The 515-nt window shown below is 38.1% G+C and carries 1 protein-coding gene; it reads left to right on the top strand.

Annotated features, from left to right (window positions below):
- Nucleotides 1-515 (top strand): flagellin N-terminal helical domain-containing protein (locus OIT90_RS19295; RefSeq protein WP_474892835.1); only part of this gene is annotated, 515 nt, incomplete at both ends.

The raw sequence follows: 515 nt of genomic DNA, 5'->3' as shown, positions 1-515 counted from the left end.
TGGATTAGAAATGGCTTCTAAAAACGCCCAAGACGGTATCTCTCTTATCCAAACAGCTGAAGGTGCATTGACTGAAACTCACTCCATCCTTCAACGTGTACGTGAACTAGTCGTTCAAGCTGGAAATACTGGTACACAGCAAGGTGAAGACTTAACTGCAATTAAAGACGAAATGGATGCTTTAATTGAAGAGATTGATGGTATTTCTGATCGCACAGAATTCAATGGTAAGAAACTTTTAAATGGTGCTTTTAAAGCTTCTACCCCACCAGTAAATACTGACCCATCTTTAGTTTTCCAAATTGGAGCTAATGCAACCCAACAAATTAAAGTGAACATCCAAGATATGGGTGCAGATGCATTGGGTGTTGATAATGGAACTGGTGGTATCGTTGCAAACCAATCAATTAAAGATTTAGATGTAACAGCCTTTGCAACTAATGCAGCAGATGCAACAGATGTTGGATTTGATACTCAACTAAAAATTGTTGATTCAGCTATCAATCAAGTTTCAT

It is taken from the genome of Bacillus sp. ABR, assembly GCF_056172715.1.
This window is presented reverse-complemented; position numbering and strand designations above follow the sequence as displayed.